The following is a 23,493-nucleotide window of genomic DNA, read 5'->3' as shown; positions in this document are numbered from 1 at the left end:
AACTATATTTCAATAATTTCAAAGAACTTTTTCAGATTTTAATGGGACAGTAGTGTTCTCATGTGTTTTCTTGAAATGTTTTGTGAGTAGCTTTAAATAAGATTCTCTGCGATTTTCTTTGCCCTTTGGTTTATATGTGATACATTTGCGATGTATTGAAAATAACGTAGAAGCGTTAAGATATTATCCTATCTCTGGAAACTGGACATTTTCATCACACGGGATAATAGCCAAGATGCTCCTGCGCTTATGTTGTTATATACTACCCTGTAAAGGAGAACTATATACCTCATAAAGCGTGGGGCTATTGTATATTATCGTGTGATGGGCAGTCCAGAGCCTCAGAGATAATAATATCAATAGTCCTCACGCTTCTTTTATTTAGAAACCACCGAACGAAGGGGACAGGGAGGAATTATTTATGTAGTATTATGATAAACAACTATCGATTGTTAATGCTAACAACTTTCCTTTTAATTTGTGTCAATGTTTTTTCACAAACTCCTTTCGATAAAGGCTTTCGAGAAGGATATGTTGATGGATACATGTATGCGGCATTCGAAAACAATGATTTGAATGCAATCAAGCCAATACCACCTATACCTCCATTACCTTCAATTCATGAATCCATTAATAGTTGGAGAAATGGATATGATCGTGGATATATTGCTGGCTATAAATCTTATAATAGTGCAGGATCCTCTAAAAATCCTAGTGCTGCGGGGAATCAGATTCTTCGTACCTATCCTAAATATAATGCACCAGACTTGGATTTGCTTATGGCTATAGCTATGGCCCAAGCCCAGAATGAGTCCAGTAATGCTAGACGTTATTATTACCGTCCTAGAAATCGCTCTCAAAGTCGCCCTAAAAGGACCAAGAAAAGGATTTTTTATATTGATTTTGCGTATTCGGTAAGTGGTATTTCTGGACCGGCTTGTAATTTGATATTAGATGGGCAGGTAAAAGAAGACTATTTTCTTTTAGGTGTTGGTGTTGGTATGGTTTATCAGAAAGATTGGGAACCTAAAAAGAAAGATTGGGCATGGTATCCTTCGTATGCGGAAAATCCGGATGATTTGATTTCTTTACCACTTTTTGTGGATATGAGAAGTTACTTTTTGAAAAAACGTTTTTCTCCGTTTATAGCTCAAAAGGTTGGTTATGCTTTTGTTCTAGGAAGAGATTATAATATCTCGGGGTTCTATAGTGACACATCTGTTGGTTTTAGGTTTTTAACAAAAAGGTCTCGTGGTATAAGTTTATCTGCAGGATATACAATGCAAGGGACAAAAGACCAACGAAACATACAAGGATATGTACCTATGGAAGAAAGCTCAACATCGGGTATAAATATAAAACTTGGATTTGAGATATAGTAGAATAAAGAAATGCCTACTGCTTACACATTGAGCAAGAGTTCCGGTGTGTAAATGCTAATATATTTAACCCGTTGGCGGAATTAAGTAATAGAAGTGGAGATCCCCGGTTGAATTGAATCCTACTATATTCAAGGATGATCTTTAGGGGGTATTTTGGGTACGAATGGCTTTATATGGTGTGGATCGGGGCGGCACCAAAGAGGAGGCTGCGAGCGGATGCGGAAGGCGGCGGCGGGGACACCAGCCCCGTTTTCTCTTGTGGTGCTTGGCGATGAGATATGAACATGAGCCTATTCCTTGCGGATTAGGATGATAACATATCAAAGTTGTGTATGATTTACCGTATATCGTTCCTTGGAACGTAAAAGATAGCCATTTGTTTAAAATAGAATTTTGATGTTGTAGATTCTTCATAGTCATTGTTTGATTGACGATAGTTAAACTTGGGTGCATAGTTCCCATTTTGGTGCAGCCTTAATCATTTTGTATAATGGGACAATATCAATAGGTGGGGTGATTAGTTGAATACGTAATAGTTTCGTATGGCTGGATCAGAAACAATATTAAAAGAGAAGGCTGTGGTAAATCGGATGCTGTGGATTTTTGGACTTATATTTGTGGTGATGAAAACGGGTGAAGAAAAAAGAGTTGATAATGGATATTAGTTTGCTATGAAAACAAGTAAATGCTTTGATCATGCTTCTTGTAGCTGGGATTGTAAACCTCGGATCACGGGTCTAATACATGATCCGGTTGAGGAATCAGAAGCCTATTTATCCATAGAGAAGGAGTTGGAGGAAAAGTTACGATCTTACTTCTCTGATAAAAAAATTGATTCTGGTAACTGGTTTCGTACCCCGGTCTCATGTTTCGAGTATTGGCAAGTGATGAAACGTTTTTTATGGGAGGACTATCGAATAGAGTGGAGATCCCCGGTTGAGTTGAATCCTACTATATTCAAGGATGATCTTTAGGGGGGATTTGGGGTACGAATGGCTTTATATGGCGTGGATCGGGGCGGCACCAAAGGAGGAGGCTGCGAGCGGATGCGGACGGCGGCGGGGACACCTGCCCACATTTCTTTTATGGTGCTTTGGAGTTTACATATACTTTATTTCTTTTATTAACTATCTAGAAAGATAGAAGAAAGAATATAAAAGTGAAGACGGAAAGGAAAGAGAGTATCGGGAATGGTAGTGTGAATTTACTGTCAGGACTGTTGGCTCGAGTGGTACTTTAAATGCAAATGATTAAAAGAATAATGCGGTTTTACGGTATATACAGTGTGAATTAGTCAATATTTATATGTTTAACTAAAAAAATGAAAGTATGATAATAGATGCATCGATGTTGTTAAAATGTCCAAAGTGTAGTAGTGTTAAAAAAGTGAGGGGTTTGATAAGTGGTAACCTTTTGGTAGTGTGTATTGGTCGGATACTAAAAGAGAACATCCTATGCTACCAAGAATCTCTCCTATACAAAAATGTATGAATTGCGGAGCATATTTTTTTATTTCTGATGCCGATAAAAAACGTGGCACAGAATATTCATTTGATCTCGGATTATTATCGCTGGAAGAGTGTAAGGAAGCGATAGAGCAGTTAACGGCAGAAGGTATAACTAAAAAAAAAGAATTTACCTTATGTCGGGAAACCTTGCTTCGTTTTAATGATATATATTACCGAAGTGACGACGACAGCAAGCGGAATACTCCATGTGAAGAGGATTTGAACTTTTTTGAAGAGAATGCAGAACGGTTTTTGGAAATCATAGGGGACATAGAAGAATGGCAGCTTTTAAAGGCGGAGATACTAAGGGAAATTGGCAGATTTGATGAGTGTATAACCTTACTCACTGAAGCGTAAGGTAGTTTATCCAACTTATCACAAGAAAGGAGTAAGCATGTAAAGGAAGAAATTCTCAAACGCGCAAAAGAAAAAGACAATATAGTCTGCAAATTGTAGTATAGATAAGAGAGTTTTTGCACTGCCAAGTGTTTTCGTCAATAAATCTTATAAGATTCAAACAATATGGCTCATAGAACTCCAACGTACGAGATTCTAGATCATTCTTAGGGAATATTATGTTCAATGGGAACTATACCGAGGAGGCTGTGAGTGGGTATGGAAGACGGCGGCGGGGACACCAGCCCCGTTTTCTCTTGCGGTGCTTGGCGATGAGGATATGAAACATGAGCCTATTCCTTGCGAATAAGGGGTGATAACTGATAAAGGGGTTATTTATAGATCCGTCCTATATCGTGTCTTAGAGGGCAAAAGAAACGGCCTGAATGCAAATAACACTAATTAAAAGAAAGCGGTAAAGTTGTGAATATGGTAAAAACGAGGTTTTTGATCATCTATTCGATAGTGTGTACTATGGTATTGATACGTACTTGTACGAATGATGATATGTTGGCGGGATTTGACTTAAGGGAAATATCTGGCGTTGAATTTCCTCCTTATCGAGAGATACGTAGATGCAAGACACAATATCCTAGACTTTGTTGGATTGACATTACATATTCTTTATCAGCGGATAACAAGAGAGCCTTGCAAAAAAGACTTGAGGATATTACGGGGAAACCATGTTCTCGATGGGTCAAATACGAGGACAGATACGAGTTTCGAGATTTAAACTCCCCTTATGATATCTTTGTGATTGAGGTAAACAAGCGGGATACTTGTTTTCATGTGAGTTTTTGTTATTGACAGTGGTTTAAAATAAGTTGTTCTTAATTTGAGGTGTTATGGTGTTAGTTTGTATAAGTCTTATAATCTTTGAATTATCGGTTTTTATAATCCTTACATTCAAGGCAAGACCGGAGCGATGGACATTTAAGTCTTTTTGTCTTTGGCTAGCTTCTTTGGTCTTGTGGTGTTGTTTTCCACCATTGTACGTATGGATTGAGCGGAAGTGGCAGCAGGCTAGTCTAAGAAGGGCGCTATTTGTGCTGTTATCCCCAGTCTCTTTTCTTTTCTTGGTAGATGCCTGTACGTTCGATCCGCATCGCTTCATCCATACCTTGATAGCCTGATAATAGATTTCAATGCTATTAATAGAGACTGGACAGGGATTGATACGCTGTTATCTCTAATCTCTCTTGTTTACTTAGTATATATCTGTTCATTGGTATGTAAGTGCGTCAATAAGCCTTTCTATAACCGAAGAGATCTTTCAAGCAAGGTAGGGATAGGGGCAGCATACAAGATTGTAAATTCTCATGGCCGAAATGGGGATACGGATGAGGTTGACATTTGGTTTGATTCGGGTTGTGAAACGGAGAGTTCCAACAAAGGATGAAGACGAATCCCCCGGCTCATTGGAGTATATCGGAAGATGGTGATTTCCCATTCGATGAGAATTAGATGATGGAATTTACTTCTTTATGGATATAGATCCTAGAGAGAATAAGGCATATATGTGATATGGAGGGACTTCGATAATTGGAGTCGGAATGATTTTCGCCATACAAGATCCTTGGTGGTAGGTCGAAAATGAAACAAGTTACCGATGATAAATCGAGTTTTTTTGCAATCTTTGTGTTAAAGAATTTATGTATAGAGAGAAGTTAGCCATGATGAAAAATACTTACAGAACTATCTATGGAGCGATTGCTGGTGATATTATAGGTTCGATGTATGAGTTTCGTTCTGTCAAGAGCAAAGACTTCGAGTTGTTTCCGTATGGTGCCTGTTTTACAGACGATACGGTGATGACATTAGCTATCGCACGATGGCTAATGGAGGATGTCACCCGCTCAGAATACACGCTTGTAGACACTATGTGTGAATTTGGCAACCGTTATCCGGCTGTTGGCTACGGTGGCCTTTTCTGTAATTGGTTATGTAATGATCCAACCCCCTATAACTCATGGGGGAATGGTTCCGCTATGCGTGTTAGTGCGGTAGGTCTTGTTGCTAAGACTTTGGATGAATGCTTGCGCTTAGCGAAACAAACAGCCGCAGTATCACACAATCATCCGGAAGCTATAAAGGGAGCGCAGGCTGTAGCTGCAAGTATATTCATTGCGCTACATTGGACTGGGGAAATAGACGAATTAAAAGTACACATAAGAGATTTTGTTACCAATCAGTTCGAATATAACATGAACCGTACATTGAATGAGATTCGGCCCCGATATGAATTTGATGTATCTTGCCAAGGTAGCGTGCCTGAGGCTATCATCGCATTTTTAGAAGCCGATAGTTATGAAGATGCGATAAGAAATGCCGTGTCACTCGGTGGTGACGCTGATACGCAAGGTGCTATAGCTGGCGCAATAGCGGCTTGTGTTTATCCAATTCCTGAATACATTATTAAAGAGTGCCAGAAACGTTTATCCGATGATCTGTTGAAGGTCGTCATCCGTTTTGAGGATTATCTTGACAATGAATGGCAAAATAAGATTAGTTTGCCCTGTTCGTGCTTGCAACCCAAGCGTGAAACGGTTGAGCCTGAGAAATATGTAGATATTATACGAGACAATATTGATTTGATACACAAATCAATTAAAATCGCAGTGGTGATGGTTGCATTTATATTGGTCAAAATATTATGGGTTTACTGGTCGTGTACTGATAATGGTACATGGGAGGATGAGAAGGGGGAACTCATTCAACGTCGGGATTTCCTGATCGATCGTGTAGTAACTTCACCACGTGCGTTGTTGTGTGAAATGCCAGAAGGAATTGGAACACAATTTCAAGGTGAGTGGGCGTTGTATTCTTGTTCAATGCTGGCGGCAGCCTTATTCAATATGTCGAAACTTTATCCCGAAACAAAAACAGAGAATCTAGAGAACATAGATAATCTTATTGAGATGGTACTTTCCTTTGAGTTGAGAAAATATGATGCTGAGCGTTGGGGCGAGGATCCTCTGGAAACATTGGATGGTGACAGGAGTCATATTTCATATATCAGTCATCTTGCGTGGATGATAAGCGAGTATAAGATGGCCGGAGGAAATGATAAATATAATAACTTGTTTGATGATCTTTGCGGAACTATGAATCGTCGGCTTCTTCGAAGTAAAAGTCTAAACTTACCAACATATCCAAGCGAATGTATATATGTCCCTGATATGCTTGTTGCGATTGTCGCACTGAATAATTACTCGAAATTAAACAAGGGAAAATATATTTCTACGGTACGTAAATGGGTACGAAAGGCTAAATCTGAATGGCTTGACAAAGAAACAGGCCTACTTGTCTCATTTTTGAGTGAGGATGGCATACCGTTTAAAGCCGCCCCGGTGAAAGGCTCGTATTCCGCATTAAACTGTCTATACCTCACGCAGATAGATTCAGTATTTGCAAGAGAGCAATATCATAGGCTCAAATCCCATTTTTTGCAATCAGGTTTATTGTCTGGTATACGGGAATATCATGATTATTCGTGTTGGTTGGGATTTGACATTGATGCAGGCCCGGTACTGTTCAACCTCAGTCCATCCGGAACAGCATTCGCTGTGGGGGCAGCAACATATTTCAATGACGTGAGAGTACGTAATAATTTCTTACGTACGGCGGAAATTGCAGGACATAGTGTGATGTGGAACAATACTCGACATTATTTACTAGCGGAAATAGCACTTGTTGGGGAATGTATCATGTTGGCAATGCGAACAACAACTCCATAGGAAAGAAATGGAACTTTATATGACCATGTTTTAATTATAAGGGATAGCTGCCCTAAATAGAAATGTAAGTGTTATAGATCTATTTTATACAGAACCTTCGAGTGCAAAAGAATTGGATTGGATACGAGATTATGATAATTATAAAGAAGGAGTATGAATAAGGTAAAATAGTAGTTCTTAATTTGAGGCGTTATGATGTTTTTTTTATTAGTTAGTGTGATAGTTTGGGGTGGTGGGTTACTGGCTTTCATAATCCTTCTATTTTGGGCAAGGCCGGAGCGATGGACATTTAAGTCTTTTTGCCTTTGGTTGGCTACTTGGGTCTCATGGGGATGTTGTCCGCCTTTGTACGTGTGGATTGAGCGGAAATGGCGGCGGGCGAGTTGGAGAAGGTGTTCTTATGCGCTGTTATCCCCTATCTCTCTTATTAGCTTAATATATGTTTGCTCGTTTGTATCAGATATCGTCAATAAGCCGTATGGAGATCTCATACAAGGTAGGTGTAGGATTGCCAGCGTACGAGGTTATAGATCGCACCTATGGAAAAAAGTCGTTCACTTTGGACTATATTGATCGGATAGATATTAAGTTTGAACCGGGTCGTGAAACGGAGAGATTCTATTGGTGGATGAAGACGAATCCCCCGGCTCATTGGAGCATGTCGGAGGATGGTAGTTTTTACTTTAATGAGATTTCGGAAGATGGAACCTTCTTCACAATGCGTATAGATCCCCAGAAGGGTACGGCATGCATAGAATATGGAGCGTGGTAGATAACTGGGGTTCGATTGTTAGGGGGAGGCCTTGTACCTGTGGACGGCGGCGAGAGTCCTTTACCCCCCTTTGTTTTTCTTTTGGTGTTTGATTGTATAGGCTATAGTTACGTAATCGCTTAGCATCATATGTTGATTTATGTGTGTCTTTTGTATTATTGAGAATAATTCCTATCTTTGTACCAAAGAAAGCGATCATTTGAAGAATGAAGTTCTTTGATTTTGTTACCAGTTTGTTACCTATAACGGAAAATGTGTTCGCTTTCTTTTGATTTTTAATCAGTTATAAAACCATGGGGATGACCGGTTTTGACAGCGGGTAGAAGTGGTTTGTAAGCATGTAGTGCGTGGTTGGCTTGCACTTAAATCTCAGACAACGAACAATTAACTGGCGAAAATAATTACGCTCTCGCTGCTTAATCGAAGTATAGTAGATTGAAGCTTAATCCCTGCAAAAGTTGCGGGGACGTGACATCACCCGGATGCTGTGGCTCCGAAGCGTTCCGATCAGGTGGTGCAGCAATATCGGAGATAGTCTGAGATAAGCCTCGGGTCTCAGGCGAAACTTTAGAGGATAAGGGATGAGTGGGTGGCTTCGGTCTTGCTCTTCCCCGACAATGAAGGCGAAGATAAACATGTAGAAAGCAAATTAGTTCCTCGTTTGGACGAGAGTTCGAATCTCTCCATCTCCACGGAATGAAAAAAGGCCTTACGGATTATCCGTAAGGCCTTTTTTCATTCATTGTAAACCCATTTATAAGGAGGTGGCGGTACGTATGGGCCAGCCTTTTGATGGGGTAATGTATCAACCGATTTGACGATTATGTTATTACCTTTTTGGATACAAACCAGACATTTTGAACGTAATTTCCTTTTTGCCATGTTGAATACGATATTCGGATTGAAATGAACGCCGTTTATACGAGTCTCAAAATGTAAATGCTCGGTAGTAGCCCTGCCGGTACGTCCGGTTAAGGCGATCGGTTGTCCGGCGAGAACATGGTCGCCGGGTTTAACCAAGTTCTTGGAGTTATGACTATAGATCGTTTCCAGTCCATTATAATGGCGGACAACGATAACGTTGCCATAGGCGGCGTATGGTTTTGCCATCCTGACAATGCCATCGAAAGCAGACACGATCGTGTCGTTGGCACAAGTCTTGATATCTACTCCGGAATGATGTCTTCTTTTTCCCCTATAAGGAGAGATTACGTTTCCATTAGGAAGGGGAAATGCGTATTCCCCAGCAGGGATCAAGGATAGATCGATGATTTCCGTGTTATTCTCATCGAAGAGCTTGGGGTCTTTGATCGCTATTTGGCTTTTATCACGGGGCGTAAAGGCTGCCGTGATATCTTTTCTCGGAGAATGGCAAACCGCTAGCTCCGGAACTTCCGGCAACATGAAATTGAAATCCATGACAGGAAGAGGAATATTCGCTGTAGGGAAATCTACAGTCTCGGGAGGGGCCGGACGTGGAGTAGGCCTTTGCGTATAACAAGACGCAAATAAAATTAGCATAAGAATGGGTATTCCGTTGTGTATTTTAGATGCCATTAGATATTATTTTATTACAAAAGTATAAAAAAGCCTCTTTCAATGGCCTATATTTCCGATATGTTTATACTTCTTTTTATTCTTTGTGTTTTTTCTGATAGTTGAATTTGTCTACCTTTATAAAGGTAAAATAGAGATATTATGCGATGATTGAGGGAACAAGCTGGTCTCTTTGGCCAGGGAGGATGACGATATTGTATTTGCTGGCATTTCTTTAAATTAAGAATGATCAATTTAAAGTACGCAGAGAAATAGGTTAAGTCAAGGCCGTACTCTTCTTGTTCCGCATGTGACTATAGGCAGTAAGAAAGCGGTCACTTTTTTTTCTGTGTACGTGCACAATTCGATTATTTCCTTTATATTTGTCGATAAACAATGAATTGTTAACATTTCTAATATGAAAGTTCTAAAGACCGCCCTGCTATTCCTGATGTGCGTATCTTTCTCCTTCTCTTGTAAGGAGGGAGTAAAGGAAGTAAGGGTGCTGAAACTGGCGCACGGATTGCCCCCCAGCCATTCCGTCCATTTGGGATTGCTCTATATGAACGAGCGTCTGAAAGAGTTGTCCGGAGGAAAGATGAGCATGGACATTTATTCTTCCGCTCAATTGGGGTCCGAAAATCAATGTATAGAGTTGCTTCAAATAGGGAGTCTCGATATCACGAAGGTTTCCTCCGCTGCGTTGGAAGGATTTGCCGATCCGTTTAAGGTATTTGGCATACCTTATCTATTCCGTTCCCGTAATCAGTTTTTTGAGGTATTGGATGGCTCGGTGGGTAAACAGATCTTGGGATCAACGGAACCTTATTGGTTTAGGGGACTCGCTTATTTTGACTCGGGGGCACGTAGCTTTTATACGGTAAACAAACAGATTCGTACTCCGGAGGATCTGAAAGGACTGAAGATCCGTGTGCAAAAGAGCCCGATAGCCGTGGAGATGATGAAGACATTCGGAGGTTCGGCTACTCCGGTGGATTGGGGTGAATTGTATACGGCCTTACAAAGTAATGTCGTGGATGGGGCCGAGAATAATACGCCTTCCGTGACGACGGCGTTCCATCATGAGGTCGTAAAGTTCTATTCGGTCAATGAGCATACGATGTGTCCGGATGTGATCATTATTAGCTTGGCTACTTGGCAGAAGCTGACGGAACAAGAACGTGATTGGCTGCGGCAGGCCGCTGATGCCGCAGCTATTTATCAACGGAAACTTTGGGCGGAGCAAGAGAAGCAATCGCTTGAGGAGATGGAAGCGCATGGCGTAGAGATTATTTACCCGGATAAGCAGCCGTTTATGGATGCCGCCGCCCCGATGATCGAGCGGTTTAAGAATGATCCGGTTTTTCATGATTTAATTGATCAAATACAGAATACCCATGAGAAAGATAATTGATAAAGGATTGGAGCTATCGTTGATTTTTTTGATGGCTTTCTTGGTCGTGGATGTGTTATGGCAGGTATTAAGCCGGTATATTCTGGTTTCCCCGAGTTCCGTGACGGATGAATTGGCCGGATATTTATTGATCTGGGTGGGATTGCTGGGGGCCGCTTATGTATCCGGTAAAAATGAGCATCTCGCGATCGATTTATTACTTCAGCATATGCGTCCTTCCCGCAGGAAGTTCTTGCGATTGTTTATCTTCTTGATCGTATTTTTATTCGCTGTATTTGTTTTGATCGTAGGAGGGACTTGGTTGGTATACACTCGTTTTCATTTGGGAGTTACTTCGGCTTCCTTAGAGATTAATCTAGGATATGTGTATTTGGCATTGCCGCTAGGAGGATTGCTTACCGCTTATTATGCGATAGATAACACAATCGTCTTATTTCGTTCCTCTAATTCTTAAAAGAATGATGATATGGATATTATAGGTATACTCGTATTAGTGATAAGTTTCTTTTTCCTGCTGGTGGCCGGGGTTCCGGTAGCGTATAGCATTGGTGTGGCGGGTGTATTGACGATGTTCGTGAATATAGACTCGCTTCCCGCCTTTACGACTTATGCGATGCGTATGGCTTCGGGCTTGGACAGTTTCGCTCTGTTGGCGATCCCGTTTTTTATATTGGCGGGGAATATCATGAATAGCGGAGGCATCGCCTTGCGCTTGATCGATTTCGCTAAAGTTATGGTCGGACGGTTACCCGGAGGACTGGCGGTGGTCAATGTCGTGGCGAATATGTTATTCGGGGCGATCAGTGGCTCTGCCGCCGCCGCTGCCTCTGCTATCGGGAGTATCATGACGCCGGAGATGAAAAAGGCCGGTTACGATCCGAATTTCAGTGCCGCCGTAAATATCTCTTCCGCCACTACCGGCATGACGATACCTCCGAGTAATGTCTTGATCGTTTACTCCTTGGCGAGTGGCGGAGTCTCTGTATCCGCCTTGTTCATGGCTGGTTATCTACCGGGAATTCTTACGGGAGTGGCGATCATGATCGTAGCCGCTATGTTTGCCGCACGAAAGGGGTATCCGGTTGGCGTACGTGTTCCGTTCTCGGAGGCGACAAGGGTATTTTTCAGGGCGATCCCTAGTTTGATGCTATTGGTGATCGTGATCGGAGGAATCTTAGCGGGAATGTTTACGGCGACCGAGGCTTCGGCGATCGCTGTACTGTATGCGTTAATCCTCTCTTTTATCTATAAAGAACTTACTTGGGCTAAATTGCCGCAAGTGTTATTGCGATCGGCTAAGACTACGGCCATCGTCCTTTTTTTGGTGGCGACCTGTACGGGTTTGTCTTGGATCATGAGTTATGAGAATATTCCTCAGACGGTAAGTGACGCTTTGCTAAGCATAAGCGACAATCCGGTGGTCATCTTGATACTTATAAACGTGATCCTATTGATTGTCGGGATCTTTATGGACATGACGCCCGCTGTCTTGATCTTTACCCCGATCTTCCTGCCGATAGCAACGGGGCAATTGGGGATGGACCCGGTACATTTCGGGATCATGATGGTATTGAACCTTTGTGTGGGATTATGTACGCCACCGGTGGGTTCGGTATTGTTTATCGGATGTAGCGTGGCGGGGACAAAGATCGATCAGGTGATCCGTCCGTTGCTGCCGATGTTCGCGGCGATGGTTATTGTCTTGTTCTTGGTGGCCTTCTTGCCGGATTTAAGCCTATTGATTCCCCGGTTGTTCGGTTTGTGATGTTCCTCCATAGGGTCGAGGTAGCCTTGTGCTATGAATAGGGCAGTACTCTGTACGAAGTATTCCAGTACTTACGTGCTGAGTACCACGATACTTCGTACAGAGTACTGTAGTACTTTAGCCACAGTACTGCGGTACTTCGTACACAGTACTGTGCTAACTGTAAGACGCTGTCTTTTTAATGTCCTTTGAACAGGGATAAGGCGATACCCATCTCTAATCCCCGTAGCTCGGCCAGACCCCGTAAACGTCCGATGCAGGAGTAGCCCGGGTTGGTTTTCTTCTTTAGGTCGTCTATCATTTGATGTCCATGATCCGGTCGCATGGCGATGGAGCATTGGCGGCGTTGCTGCAATTCAAGGAAGGCTTTCATGACACCGTACATATCCACATCGCCCTCCAGATGGTTCGCCTCGAAGAAATTACCCTCCGAGTCTCGTTGCGTGCTGCGGAAATGAACGAAATCGATCCGATCCCCGTAACGTTCCATGATCCCGGCCAAGTCGTTATCACTTCTGACACCGAAAGAACCTGTGCATAGGCAAAGCCCGTTACTTGGATTCGGCACGGCCTCTATTAACTTCCGGAAATCATCTTCCGTGCTCAAGATACGGGGAAGCCCGAGAATGGAATAGGGGGGATCATCCGGATGGATAACGAGCTTGACACCGGCCTCGTCCGCCACGGGAGCTATTTCCCGTAAGAAATAGATCAGGTTCGAGCGAAGTCTCTCCGCGTCGATATCTTTATAACGGTCTAACGCTTCCCTAAACTGCTCGATCGTAAAAGTCTCTTCCGAGCCGGGTAGTCCGGCGATCATATTGCGAACCAACAGCAGGCGGTCTTCCTCGCTCATAGCGTCATAGCGTGCCTTGGCTTTCGCCTTGTCCGCCTCCGTATATTCGGCTTCCGCCTCTGGTCGTTTCAATATAAATAAGTCGAACGCCATAAAAGCCGCACGTTCAAAGCGCAAGGCTTTGGAACCATCTGGCATCGTATAAGCCAAATCGGTACGAGTCCAGTCCAATACCGGCATGAAGTTGTAAGTAACTACCCGGATATCGCAAGCTCCCAGATTACGGATGCTTTGTTTGTAGTTCTCTATATAGGTTTGAAAATCCCCGGTTTGCGTCTTAATATGCTCGTGTACGGGCACACTCTCAACCACACTCCACCGTAATCCGGCGGATTCGATCAAGGCTTTCCGCTTTTGAATCTCTTCCGTAGTCCAAACTTCCCCGTTCGGGATATGGTGCAACGCATTTACGATACCGGTGGCACCCGCCTGACGGATGTCCCAAAGGCTGACAGGATCATTCGGTCCGTACCAACGCCAAGTTTGCTCACATAGATACATAATGAATAATTTTTAAATTTATCAATGTGCCAATATGCCAATGCGGTTTGATGCATGGCTGGTTGGCACATTGGCACATTATTTAGATGGAGAAAGCGTCGAAACCTCCGTCTATGGGGATTACGGTACCGGTTACGAATGCGGAGGCGTCGCTCGCCAGCCATTGTAAAGTACCGAGTAACTCCTCCGGTTTTCCTAAGCGGCGGAACGGCGTGTGCGCGACGATCGTGTTGCAACGATCGCTGGGCGATCCATCCGGATTGCTCATCAATGCCCGGTTCTGCTCGGTAAGGAAGAATCCTGGTGCCATGGCGTTCACTCGCAGGCCCTCTCCGAATTTAATCGCCAGCTCCCCGGCCATGTATTGCGTGAAATTGTTGATAGCGGCTTTTGCGCATCCATAGCCAACCACACGAGTCAATGGGCGTAGGGACGATTCGGACGAGATGTTAATAATGCTTCCTTTCCCTTGTCCCACCATGACCTCGGCGAAGACCATTGTCGGCAGTACGGTTCCGAATAAGTTCAGGTCTACGACTGTCCGGAAAGCATCGATATCCAGATCAAAGATCGTCTTGTCGGGAGGAATCGTCGCTCCGGCTTGGTTGCCACCCGCCAAATTGACTAAAACATCAATCTTCCCATATGCTTTCAATATCTCTTGTTTGTTTTGCTCCAGCAAGGCTTTATCCAGTACGTTTGAAACCAAGAATAAGGCCTCGCCCCCTTCCGCTTTAATCTCATCGACCAAGGCAGATCCTTTTTGCTCGTTTCGTCCGAGGATTACGACATACGCACCTTCTTTCGCCAAGTGCTTGGCCATGCAGGCTCCTAATATACCATAGCCTCCGGTCAACAAAATCACTTTCTCTTTTACGCTAAATAAGGAGTTCATCAGATATAATTATTGTAGTATTGTATATTTTCCTTTACCAAGATATCGATCGGCATATAATTGACAGGCTCAATTTTCTCCTTAAGGATCAAATGCCTGAAGAGTGCCTTGATACAATGATATCCTTGTACCTCGGGTCGCTGGGCGATCAAATGCGTGATCAAGCCGTTTTTCAGATAACGGACGTTCGGTTCTATCACATCGTAGCCAAGAAGCTTGAAAGGATAGGCCGGCCGTTCGCTACTTAAATAATCTCCAAGGAAATGGGCCCTCGAATTAAAGATGATACCGATTCTTACTTGAGGATATTTCTCGAAGAAAGTATTTAGTAGCCTCTTATTCTCTTCCTTGTCATCCGCATGCACATGCAGCAAATGAATCTTTCCCTTGAATGGGGTGTTGGCGAGATAATCCCGGAATCCTTCCTCTCGTTTCTGCACTTGTGTGGAACATGAATCCCCTTTACGGGTGAAACGGAAAATCACAAGATCGTTCTCTTGACGGATTTGCTCGAATAAAAGACGTCCCGCTATATACCCCGAATCATATGAATGCGTTCCGTAGTAAGAGATGCAATTCGTGTGGTCGATAAAAGAGTCGATCAATATATAAGGAATGCCTTTCTGGTCTAACCGCTGGCCCAAGGTCAAAACACTTTGCTTGAATAATGTAGCGATGATAACCCCCTGGCAATCCGCTGCCTCTATCTTCGGGATTAATTCGTCGAAACTGTTACTGTCGTATTGGTCAAAATAGATTTGCTCTACATCGATATTATAGCTAAACAATTCCCGTTCCGCTTTCTCGATCCCTTGGCTTAGTTTCGCCCAGTATTCCCCTTCGTGGAAAGAAGGAATCAAAGCGATGAAATGATATTTTTTCTTCAACGCTAAAGAACGGGCTATCAGGTTTGGTTGATAGTCAATTTCTTTTAAGACTTTCTCTACCCTTTTCCGTGCCTCCTCCGATACCTTTCCCCGCTCATGCAAAATGCGGTCTACCGTACCGGTCGATACACCGGATAATTCGGCGATATCTTTTATCCTGTAATTTTTATTCATGGTATAGATAATTTCCGGAAAACGTAGCCATACATCATATAGATAAGAGGAACAGCGACGAAAATTCCGATACCGAACAAAATACATCCTAATATCATGATTCCGATCATTACCAGTGCCAGTATGAACAGAGGCAATACTTGTCCTCTCGTAATCTCCCAGCTTTTATGCAAGGACTCGATAATCCCGGCGTTTTCCTCGATAATAAAGGCTTGGAAGAACTGAAGGCGCAAAGCCAGATAAATACCGGGGATGATAAAAAATAAGAAACCCGCCAATACGACAAATCCTGTGATGAGACTCGCTAGAAAGTAGGTGATGATATTTTTTGTCTGTTGTCCATATGCGGAAAATTGAGGTTCTTCCCCATCCAATGCCTGAAATATATTTTTCATATATCCCAAGGAGAAAATAATGGAGAATAACGCACTGATCACGTTTACGATGATTTTGCCGATCATAGAACTTTGCATAGGCATGGCAAACCCGGCTAGCGTGAAAGACAAGATACAATATCCGATTAGTAATCCGGCTAATATCCATAGCTGCGACTTCGTTCCCTTCCATGCGGTACTGAATACTTCTGATATTATAAATTTAGGTTCCATAGTATATATTATTTGTTTATTGTGCGTGGACACAAATGTAAAATATATTGTTGAAAAAAACAATTATATTTTCGTTTGAAACCAAAAGATATGTATTTCAATAGGTACTTCCTTCTAAGTGCTATTAATTTAGGTGAAAAAGATAAGTAGGAGACAGAAAATCGTGTAAAAAGTTTCTACATTTGTAGGATGAAACAGCGAGTAAAGGCCCTATTGTGTGAATAGATGTAAAAGATCTCCACTTGGGTTAGAAAGAGAAGGTAACTGAAAAACAGCCTTGAATATATAATTATATACAAATATGGATAAACGAATGCTGAAAATTACGATTACTCAGTTAAGGCAGATCGCATTGTTTGCGGTTGGTATGTCTTTATTAACTGCCTGTGGAAACAGTCAGAGTGGTATGAAATTAGGGGATGCTGAGTTCGCTGTGATGGCGGTCAATTCAACGACTAGCGACCAAACAACATCCTATCCGGCTACCATCAAAGGTACGCAGGATATCGAAGTCCGTCCTCAAGTTTCTGGATTTATTGTGAAATTATGTGTGGATGAGGGAGCTACGGTCCGTAAAGGGCAAGCGTTGTTCCAAATTGATCCTACGCAGTACGCTGCTGCGGTAGGTCAGGCTAAGGCTGCGGTCGAGATGGCTAAGGCAAACGTAAGTACTTTAACATTGACCGAGAAGAATAAGAAAACTTTGTTTGATCAGAAAATCATCAGTGATTTCGAATATCAAACTGCCGTGAACCAGCTGATGGCGGCAAAAGCGAGCTTGGCGCAGGCAGAGGCTCAATTGGTGAGCGCTAACCAGAACTTGTCTTTCTGTACGGTTACGAGTCCCTCGAACGGTGTTGTCGGTACATTCCCGTATCGTGTAGGTAGCTTGGTAAGCGCTTCGATCGCTCAACCGTTGACTACCGTATCTGAGATCGGTGATATGTATGTGTATTTCTCTATGACGGAAAAGGAGTTATTGGCATTGACGAAAGCTGGTGGTACATTGAAAGAGCAATTAGAGAAGATGCCGGCCGTGAGATTGCAATTGGCGGATGGTTCTATTTACCAGAATGAGGGTAAAATTGATGCTGTAAGTGGTGTTATTGATCAATCTACAGGTTCTGTAAGTATGCGTGCTATATTCTCTAATGCGGAAAATATCTTGCGAAGCGGTGGTACTGGCAATATCATCTTCCCGTATACGATGAATGATATCATTACGATCCCTCAATCGGCTACAGTGGAGATCCAAGATAAGAAGTTCGTGTTTGTATTGCAGCCTGATAATACCGTGAAGAATACCGAGATCAAGGTTTCCAATTTGAATGATGGCAAAAATTATTTAGTGACGGGAGGCTTGAAGTCCGGTGATAAGATTGTCGTGGAAGGTGTACAGATCTTGAAAGACGGCCAGGAGATCCAGCCGATTACTCGTGAGCAGCAAAAGGCAAAATTCGAGCAGGCCTTGAAAGACCAGCATGACGGTAATTTGCAGACTGCTTTTAATTAAATAGGTATATAGAATAAGACAAATATTCGCTTTTGTCGAGTAAAAACGAAAGATATGAAATTAGATAGATTTATAAACCGCCCGGTGCTCTCCACGGTGATTTCCATCTTGATTGTCATCTTGGGTTTCCTAGGCTTGATTTCCTTGCCGGTTACCCAATATCCGGATATCGCCCCTCCAACCGTTTCGGTAAGGGCAACTTATACGGGTGCCAATGCGCAAACAGTATTAAATAGTGTGATTGCGCCTTTGGAAGACCAGATCAATGGTGTTGAGAACATGATGTATATGAGTTCCAATGCCTCTAATAATGGTTCTGCGGATATCTCCATTTATTTTAAGCAAGGAACAGACCCGGATATGGCGGCTGTCAATGTGCAGAACCGTGTATCTATGGCACAAGGTTTGTTGCCTGCCGAGGTAACGCAGATTGGTGTGACGACTCAGAAACGTCAGAACTCTATGTTGTTGGTTTTCTCCGTATACGCAGACGATGATCGTTATGACTCAGAGTTTCTTGAGAATTATGCGAAGATTAACTTGATCCCGGAAGTTCAGCGTGTGCCGGGTGTCGGTGATGCCAACGTGTTGGGTACGGACTACTCCATGCGTATTTGGTTGAAGCCGGATGTGATGGCCCAATATAAATTAAGTCCGAGCGACGTAACCGTAGCCTTGTCTGAGCAGAACGTAGAGGCCGCTCCGGGTTCGTTCGGCGAACAAGGAAATCAGTCTTTCCAATATACGATTCGCTATAAAGGACGTTTGCAAGAGGCGAATGAGTTTGAGCAGATCGTTGTAAAGGCTTTGCCGGATGGTGAGGTCTTGCGTTTGAAAGATATCGCTGATATTGAGTTGGGGCGTTTGACTTACAACTTTATCAACCGTGTAAATGGTCACGATGCCGTTACTTGTATTGTTTACCAGATGCCGGGAACCAACGCTACGGAGACGATTAGTAACATTGAGACCTTGTTGGAAGAAACCCAATTGACAATGCCTCCCGGAATGAAGGTGAATGTTTCCATGAATGCCAATGACTTCTTGTTCGCTTCTATCCATGAGGTAATCAAGACTTTGTTGGAGGCGTTCGTATTGGTGTTTATCGTGGTATATGTGTTCTTGCAGGATTTGCGTTCTACGTTGATTCCGGCTATCGCTATCCCGGTTGCTCTGATCGGTACTTTCTTTATGTTGTCTTTGATCGGATTTAGTATCAACTTGTTGACTCTTTGTGCTATGGTGCTTGCCATTGCGATTGTGGTCGATGATGCGATCGTTGTCGTCGAGGGTGTCCACGCCAAGTTAGACCAAGGATATAAGTCGGCGAAACTCGCTTCCATCGATGCCATGAGCGAGTTGGGTGGCGCTATCATCTCCATTACGTTGGTCATGATGTCCGTATTTATCCCCGTAAGTTTCATGGGAGGTACAGCCGGTACGTTCTACCGCCAGTTCGGTTTGACAATGGCGATCGCTATCGGTTTGTCTGCGTTGAACGCCTTGACATTGAGTCCCGCTTTGTGTGCGATCTTCTTGAAGCCGCATGATAAAGGACATGGCGAGAAGAAATCTACATTCGTCTCCCGTTTCCATACCTCATTCAATGCGGCTTACGATTCTTTGTTGGCTAAGTATAAGAAGCAGGTCGTGTTCTTTATCCAGAAGAAATGGCTTTCTTTCGGTATTGTCGCCGGTTGTATCGCCGTATTGGTATTCTTGATGCAGGTTACGCCTACTGGAATGGTGCCGAACGAGGATACGGGTACGATCATGGGTGCCGTTACATTGCCACCGGGAACTTCTCAGGAACGTACCTATGAGGTGATGAATAAGGTAGATAGTTTGATTGCGGCGGATCCGGCGGTAGAGTCGCGTACGGCGGTTGTTGGTTTCAGCTTTATCGGTGGTCAGGGACCTTCTTACGGTTCATTCATTATCAAGTTGAAAGATTGGGAGGAACGTTCCATGATGCAAAACTCCGATATTATATATAGTAGCTTGTTTATGCGTGCTCAAAAGATTGTGAAAGACGCTCAGGTATTGTTCTTTACGCCGCCTATGATTCCGGGTTACTCCGCATCTAGTGATATTGAGTTGAATATGCAGGATAAGACGGGTGGTAACTTGGATCGTTTCTTTGATATCTCCAAGGAATACATGGCCGCTCTGACGGCACGTCCGGAGATCAAGTCTGCTCAATCTACGTTTAACCCGAACTTCCCGCAATATGAGATCGATATCGATGCTGCCGCTTGTAAGAAAGCCGGTATCAGTCCAAAGGATATCTTGTCTACCTTGCAGGGATATTATGGTGGTTTGTATGCTTCTAACTTCAACCGTTTCGGTAAGATGTACCGTGTAATGGTGCAAGCGGATCCCGATTTGCGTAAGAATATGGAGTCCATGAAGAACATCAAGGTAAAGAGCGGTAACGATATGGCCCCGATCTCCCAATTTATTACGATGAAGAAGGTATACGGTCCGGATATTATCAGCCGTTTTAATATGTATACCGCTATCAAGGTCATGGTTGCTCCGGCAGATGGTTATACCAGTGGACAGGCGTTGAAGGCGATCGATGAGGTGGCAAAAACAACGCTTCCAGCAGGTTTCGACTATGAGCTGGGTGGTATGGCACGTGAGGAGGCAAGTACGAGTGGCAGTACGACGGCCTTGATCTTCTTGTTGTGTTTCGTATTCGTTTACCTATTGTTGAGTGCCCAGTATGAAAGTTATATTCTTCCTTTGTCCGTATTGCTCTCCGTGCCGTTCGGTTTGATGGGTAGTTTCTTGTTCGTTCAAGGTTGGGCTGCATTAGGAAATATCCCTGCGTTGAAGATGATCGTGGGAACCATGTCTAACAATATCTATATGCAGATCGCCTTGATCATGTTGGTAGGTTTGTTGGCAAAGAATGCCATCTTGATCGTAGAGTTCGCTTTGGAACGCCGTCGTATGGGCATGAGCATCACATGGGCTGCCGTATTAGGTGCTGCCGCCCGTTTGCGTCCGATCTTGATGACCTCATTGGCGATGGTTGTCGGATTGTTGCCTATGATGTTCGCATTCGGAGTGGGAGCACATGGTAACCGTACATTGGGTACGGCGGCTATCGGTGGTATGTTCATCGGTATGATCTTCCAGATCTTTATCGTTCCGGTTTTGTTCGTAGTGTTCCAGTACTTACAGGAGAAATTCAAGCCGATCGAATGGGAAGATTTGGATAACAGCGATATGAGTACGGAAATAGAACAGTACGCTAAAATAAAATAAGAGATGACAATGAAGAAACAAATTATATATATGGTATGTGCGACTGCTTTGTTAAGCAGTTGCCATATCTATAAGGCATACGAGCGTCCGGATTCCATTGATGCGACGGGAATTTATCGTGATCCGGTTTCCGAGACGGATACATTAGCTTCTGCGGATACGACTAATATGGGAAACCTGCCTTGGAAGGAAGTTTTCCGTGATCTGAAGTTACAGGCGTTAATTGAGGAGGGATTAGCTAATAACGTAGATATGCAGGCAGCCGTTCTTCGGGTAGAGGAAGCGAAAGTGTTGTTGACTTCCGCACGTCTGTCTTTCCTGCCTTCTATAAACCTTGCTCCCCAAGGTACGATTACGAAGATGGAAAGCAGTGAGTATGTAAAAGCTTACACGGTTCCTGCGGTCGCTAGTTGGGAGGTGGACCTGTTCGGAAAGCTTTTGAATGCGAGCCGTGGCCAAAATGCCTCTTATTTACAGAGCCAATATTCAAGACAGGCCGTGCGCTCTCAATTGATCGGTGGTATAGCGAATACATATTATACCTTGTTGATGCTTGACCGGCAGGTGGAAATTACCGCTAAGACGGTTGATATCTATAAAGAGAATGTCCGTGTCATGGAGGCTATGAAGATAGCGGGTATGGCTACCGAGGCTGCAGTGACACAAATGCGTGCCGCTTACCATCAGGTTTCCGCCTCGTTGATCGGGTTGGAGAGCCAGGTGCGTAGCGTGGAAAACTCATTGTCCGTGTTATTGGCTAAGGCCCCTCAACAGATTGATCGGGGTACTTTGGAGGAACAAGTAATGCCGGAGGATATCATGGTGGGTGTGCCTTTACAATTGTTGGAGAATCGTCCGGACGTAAAGATTGCGGAGATGACACTTGCCAATGCCTATTATACGACGAACAAAGCCCGTGCTGCTTTTTATCCGGGATTGAATATCACGGCTACGGCAGGTTGGACGAATGGTTCAGGCATACAGGTTGCTAATCCGGGTCAGTTCATGTTTCAAGCTTTGGCTTCGTTGGCTCAGCCGATCTTCAATAATGGTAAGTTGGTCGCTAACTTGAAGGTATCGAAGGCAGAAGAGAAGATCGCTCAGATGAATTATCAGCAAACGATTCTGGAAGCCGGTAAGGAGGTTAGTGATGCTTTACATGAGTATGATGCCATGAGCAAGAAGCTTGTTCAAGATAGAGCGCAGATCGAGCAGCTAGAGAAAGCGGTAGCTTATACCAGTGCCTTGTTCCAGTCGGCTCAATCTACTTATTTGGAAATCCTTTCTGCCCAGCAGAGCCTCTTGAGTGCTCAGTTGACGGAGGTGGCCGACAATGTGCAACGTATGCAAGCGGTTGTCAGTTTATACAGTGCCATCGGTGGTGGTAGAGAATAATAACCTTTAAATGTAGTAAAGTTATGATTAGTCCATTAGCATATGTAGATTCAAGCGCAAAGATCGGGAAGAACGTTACGATTCATCCTTTTGCGTACATTGATAAGAACGTGGAGATCGGGGATGATTGCGAGATCATGCCTCATGCCAGCTTGATGAGCGGTACACGCATGGGAAACCGCAACCGTGTATTTAATGGGGCTGTTATCGCCGCTGAGCCTCAGGATTTCCTTTATAAGGGAGGTGATACGATCACCGTGATCGGAGATGACAACGTGATCCGTGAGAATGTGGTGATTAACCGTTCCTCGACAGCGGAAGGACGTACTAGTATCGGAAATGGCAATTTCTTGCATGAGGGGGTACATGTTTCTCATGATACGCAGATTGGAAACCATAGTGTATTTGGCTATGGTAGTAAGATTTCCGGAAATTGTATCTTGGAAGATTATGTGATCTTCGGGGGTAATGTATTGATGAGCCAAGGATCCCGGGTTGGGGCTTGGGCGATGATTCAAACTGGTTGTCGTTTCCGTAAGGATATACCTCCTTTTATCGTAGCGGCTCAAGAACCTACCACGTATTATGGCGTAAATTCTTTCATCATGTCTCATGAGGGATTCAGTGAAAAAGTTATCAAGCATATCGGTCATGCGTACCGGATCATTTTCCAAGGAAATAGTAGTCTTACAGATGCCTTGTTAATGATCAAGGATCAGGTTCCGATGAGTAAGGAGATCCAACATATTATCGATTTTGTTGGTGAGTCTAAATTAGGTATTATCAAATAAATACCAATAACAAACAATAAGTAAAAGCCGAAGGAAATCATTTCCTCCGGCTTTTTTTGTAATGGAAGGAGTATCTTACATTTGCTG

17 protein-coding genes, 1 other RNA gene and 1 pseudogene are annotated in these 23,493 nt (G+C 43.4%); 14 read left to right on the top strand and 5 right to left on the bottom strand.

Annotated features, from left to right (window positions below; genetic code table 11):
* Positions 1–431: 431 nt before the first annotated feature.
* From E5342_RS12855 to ssrA, 7 genes and pseudogenes are all read left to right on the top strand, one after another.
* Positions 432–1,379 (top strand): hypothetical protein, encoded by a 948-nt coding sequence (locus E5342_RS12855; RefSeq protein WP_135959514.1) that lies wholly within the window; start codon positions 432–434, stop codon positions 1,377–1,379.
* A gap of 674 nt (positions 1,380–2,053) precedes the next feature.
* Positions 2,054–2,356, top strand: a complete 303-nt coding sequence (locus E5342_RS12850; protein ID WP_135959513.1) for a hypothetical protein — start codon at positions 2,054–2,056, stop codon at positions 2,354–2,356.
* 480 nt (positions 2,357–2,836) lie between these two features.
* Positions 2,837–3,247 carry a hypothetical protein gene (locus E5342_RS12845; RefSeq protein WP_135959512.1) on the top strand — a complete coding sequence of 137 codons (411 nt, stop codon included), beginning with the start codon at positions 2,837–2,839 and terminating at the stop codon, positions 3,245–3,247.
* An 884-nt stretch (positions 3,248–4,131) separates the two neighbouring features.
* Positions 4,132–4,685: pseudogene (locus E5342_RS20370) on the top strand (hypothetical protein).
* 253 nt (positions 4,686–4,938) lie between these two features.
* Positions 4,939–7,023, top strand: coding sequence for an ADP-ribosylglycohydrolase family protein (locus tag E5342_RS12830; RefSeq protein WP_005859348.1), 2,085 nt, complete (start codon positions 4,939–4,941; stop codon positions 7,021–7,023).
* 478 nt (positions 7,024–7,501) lie between these two features.
* Positions 7,502–7,795 carry a hypothetical protein gene (locus tag E5342_RS19770; RefSeq protein WP_229099613.1) on the top strand — a complete coding sequence of 98 codons (294 nt, stop codon included), beginning with the start codon at positions 7,502–7,504 and terminating at the stop codon, positions 7,793–7,795.
* Positions 7,796–8,090: 295 nt separating this feature from the next.
* Positions 8,091–8,490: a transfer-messenger RNA gene (gene ssrA, locus E5342_RS12820) on the top strand.
* A 40-nt stretch (positions 8,491–8,530) separates the two neighbouring features.
* Here the strand turns inward: ssrA and E5342_RS12815 are convergent.
* Positions 8,531–9,352 (bottom strand): M23 family metallopeptidase, encoded by an 822-nt coding sequence (locus E5342_RS12815; RefSeq protein ID WP_135959511.1) that lies wholly within the window; start codon positions 9,350–9,352, stop codon positions 8,531–8,533.
* A gap of 397 nt (positions 9,353–9,749) precedes the next feature.
* Here E5342_RS12815 and E5342_RS12810 point away from each other — a divergent pair, with 397 nt between their 5' ends.
* The 3 genes from E5342_RS12810 to E5342_RS12800 are packed head-to-tail and all read left to right on the top strand — an operon-like array spanning position 9,750 to position 12,510.
* Entirely contained in the window at positions 9,750–10,745 is a 996-nt protein-coding gene (locus E5342_RS12810) for a TRAP transporter substrate-binding protein (RefSeq protein ID WP_135959510.1), read from the top strand.
* Complete coding sequence (locus E5342_RS12805; RefSeq protein ID WP_135959509.1) at positions 10,729–11,199, top strand: TRAP transporter small permease; 471 nt, start codon at positions 10,729–10,731, stop codon at positions 11,197–11,199. Before E5342_RS12810 ends, E5342_RS12805 begins: the two co-directional genes overlap by 17 nt.
* 12 nt (positions 11,200–11,211) lie before the next feature.
* On the top strand, positions 11,212–12,510 hold the full coding sequence (locus tag E5342_RS12800; protein WP_135959508.1) for a TRAP transporter large permease: 1,299 nt from the start codon (positions 11,212–11,214) through the stop codon (positions 12,508–12,510).
* 178 nt (positions 12,511–12,688) lie between these two features.
* On the opposite strand, the gene uxuA is transcribed toward E5342_RS12800, so the two are convergent.
* The 4 genes from uxuA to E5342_RS12780 form a co-directional block, all read right to left on the bottom strand.
* Complete coding sequence (gene uxuA, locus E5342_RS12795; protein ID WP_121736369.1) at positions 12,689–13,867, bottom strand: mannonate dehydratase; 1,179 nt, start codon at positions 13,865–13,867, stop codon at positions 12,689–12,691.
* Between the two features lie 82 nt (positions 13,868–13,949).
* A complete protein-coding gene (locus E5342_RS12790; protein WP_121736368.1) occupies positions 13,950–14,762 on the bottom strand; it encodes an SDR family oxidoreductase in 813 nt (270 codons plus the stop codon).
* A complete protein-coding gene (locus E5342_RS12785) occupies positions 14,762–15,823 on the bottom strand; it encodes a LacI family DNA-binding transcriptional regulator (protein ID WP_121736367.1) in 1,062 nt (353 codons plus the stop codon). Before E5342_RS12785 ends, E5342_RS12790 begins: the two co-directional genes overlap by 1 nt.
* Positions 15,820–16,431 carry a hypothetical protein gene (locus E5342_RS12780; protein ID WP_121736366.1) on the bottom strand — a complete coding sequence of 204 codons (612 nt, stop codon included), beginning with the start codon at positions 16,429–16,431 and terminating at the stop codon, positions 15,820–15,822. Before E5342_RS12780 ends, E5342_RS12785 begins: the two co-directional genes overlap by 4 nt.
* Positions 16,432–16,732: 301 nt before the next feature.
* Here E5342_RS12780 and E5342_RS12775 point away from each other — a divergent pair, with 301 nt between their 5' ends.
* Genes E5342_RS12775 through lpxA form a run of 4 tightly spaced genes read left to right on the top strand, consistent with a single transcriptional unit; the run spans position 16,733 to position 23,406 of the window.
* The gene (locus E5342_RS12775) at positions 16,733–17,944 is read left to right on the top strand and encodes an efflux RND transporter periplasmic adaptor subunit (RefSeq protein WP_121736365.1); all 1,212 of its coding nucleotides are present in this window, start codon (positions 16,733–16,735) and stop codon (positions 17,942–17,944) included.
* 54 nt (positions 17,945–17,998) lie between these two features.
* Positions 17,999–21,220 (top strand): efflux RND transporter permease subunit, encoded by a 3,222-nt coding sequence (locus tag E5342_RS12770; protein ID WP_121736364.1) that lies wholly within the window; start codon positions 17,999–18,001, stop codon positions 21,218–21,220.
* Positions 21,221–21,223: 3 nt separating this feature from the next.
* Positions 21,224–22,615, top strand: coding sequence for a TolC family protein (locus E5342_RS12765; RefSeq protein ID WP_183128550.1), 1,392 nt, complete (start codon positions 21,224–21,226; stop codon positions 22,613–22,615).
* A gap of 23 nt (positions 22,616–22,638) precedes the next feature.
* Positions 22,639–23,406 (top strand): acyl-ACP--UDP-N-acetylglucosamine O-acyltransferase, encoded by a 768-nt coding sequence (gene lpxA, locus E5342_RS12760; protein ID WP_135959507.1) that lies wholly within the window; start codon positions 22,639–22,641, stop codon positions 23,404–23,406.
* Positions 23,407–23,493: the final 87 nt, after the last annotated feature.

This window comes from Parabacteroides distasonis (assembly GCF_004793765.1).
Taxonomy (GTDB): domain Bacteria; phylum Bacteroidota; class Bacteroidia; order Bacteroidales; family Tannerellaceae; genus Parabacteroides; species Parabacteroides distasonis_A.
This window is presented reverse-complemented; position numbering and strand designations above follow the sequence as displayed.